The sequence below is a fragment of the Streptomyces roseus genome, from assembly GCF_001044425.1.
Classification (GTDB): Bacteria; Actinomycetota; Actinomycetes; order Streptomycetales; family Streptomycetaceae; genus Streptomyces; species Streptomyces roseus.
Window position 1 is genome coordinate 1 of record NZ_LFML01000128.1, and the last position, 1,836, is coordinate 1,836.

Here is a 1,836-nt window from a genome sequence, read left to right on the forward strand (position 1 = left end):
CCGTACCCCCGCCGATCTGACCGGGCGGGCCCTCGGTGTGGCCCGGGCCGCCGCCGGGCACCGGCCTGACGCGCTGATCGTGGCCTGCAACACCGCCACCGTGCACGCCCTGCCCGCCCTCCGCGCCGCGCTCGAGCCCGCCATCCCGGTGGTCGGGACCGTTCCGGCGATCAAGCCGGCGGCCGCCCCCGGCGGGCGCGTGGCCATCTGGGCCACCCCCGCCACCACCGGCAGCCCCTACCAGCGCGGACTGATCCGCGACTTCGCCACCGGGGCCCGGGTCACCGAGGTGCCCTGCCCGGGACTGGCCGACGCCGTCGAGAGGGGGGACGCCGCCGCCATCGCCGCGACCGTGGCCGCGGCGGCCGCGCTGACCCCGGCCGACGTCACCGACGTCGTCCTCGGGTGCACCCACTACGAGCTCGTCGAGACGGCCATCCGTGCAGCCCTCGCCGAACGGACCGGTGGCGCCGAGCTCCGCTACCACGGCTCCGCCGAGCCCGTGGCCGTACAGGCGCTGCGCCGCCTCGGCGCACTTCCCGAGCCGGGCCTGCCCCGTACCGGAACCCTGACCGTCCTGCTCAGCGGCGAGGAGGGCGCGCTCCCCGCCGCCGCGCTCGGCTACGCCGAAGGGCGGCTGCTGGCCGGCGAGGGTGCCCCCGTCGGGAGCTGACCGCGCCTGATCCCGTCCCCGCGCGCTACGCCCGGCCGCCCGCCAGCGACCGGGCGAGCGTGCGCAGCCCCTCCGCGTCGAGTACGCGGTCCCCGTACCCGGGCAGCGGTACGTGAAGCGGGGCCGTCCACTCCGGGGGGATCGCAGCCTGGCCGTAGAGGGCCCCGGCCAGCGTGCCGGTGACGGCCGCCACGGTGTCGGTGTCCCCGCCCAGGTCCACAGCGGCCCGTACGGCCCCGGCGAACCCGGTGGTGGTCCGCAGTGCCCACACCGCCGAACCCAGGCAGGGCCAGACCGCCCCGTTGAACTCGGTGGCCAGCCCCGGATGCCAGTCGGGGCCGAGGACGACCCCGTACCGCGCGCGGTGATCCGGGTGCACCGCGCCGAGCACCTCGGGGAGGGCGGCCAGCGGATCGCCCCCGTCGAGTGTCACCCGTACGAGCTCGTGCAGTACGGCCGTCCCCTCCCACGCCGCCCGGTCGCCGTGCGTCAGGGCGGCGATGCGCCGGGCGGCGTCCATGGTCCCCTCCCGTCCGGCGGCGGCGAAGTACACGGCCGAGGTGGAGGCCCGCATCAGGGAACCGTTGCCCGCCGCCCGCGCGTTGATCTGGAAGTGCAGTGCGGCGGCCAGGTCCCAGGCCTCGCCGCTGGTCAGCACGTCCTCGGTCTGGAGGCCGATGTCCTTGGGCGCGGCGGCCGCCCACCGCTGGAACCGCCCGAAGACGTCGGCGAGTTCGAGGCCGTCGTGTTCCAGCAGGGACTCTCCGACCAGGACGGCCATCTGCGTGTCGTCGGTCGCCTCACCCGGATCCCAGCCGCCGCACCCGCGCATCTCCTCGCCGCGTGCGGTCAGTTCACCGGCGGGACCGAACTCGTACGGCGCGCCGAGTGCGTCGCCGGCGGCCGAGCCCAGAACCGCTCCGATGGCGCGGTCGAGTCGAGTGATCACGAGTCCTCCTCGGGCGGTTCGGGCATACGCGGGCCGGTATACCGCCACCCCGCGTGCGAAGCCGTCGAGGCCCGGTGGCGGCGAGGGTACCCGGTGGGCGGGGTGGGCCGTCGCGGCGGCGGGTCCCGGCCTAGACGAGTAAGTCCGAAGTGCTCGGGTCAGTGGTCGTAGGCGATCAGCGAGCGGGTGGTGGGTGTTCCCGTGTGCCGGTTGT

General features: G+C 76.1%; 2 protein-coding genes. One reads left to right on the forward strand and one right to left on the reverse strand.

Features of this window, described 5'->3' with window-relative positions:
* Window positions 1–673, forward strand: a 673-nt coding sequence (locus ACS04_RS29375) for a glutamate racemase (RefSeq protein ID WP_048479852.1), incomplete at its 5' end; no start/stop codon positions are given.
* Window positions 674–698: 25 nt separating this feature from the next.
* Here the strand turns inward: ACS04_RS29375 and ACS04_RS29380 are convergent.
* A complete protein-coding gene (locus ACS04_RS29380; protein ID WP_048479853.1) occupies window positions 699–1,619 on the reverse strand; it encodes an ADP-ribosylglycohydrolase family protein in 921 nt (306 codons plus the stop codon).
* Window positions 1,620–1,836 lie beyond the last annotated feature (217 nt).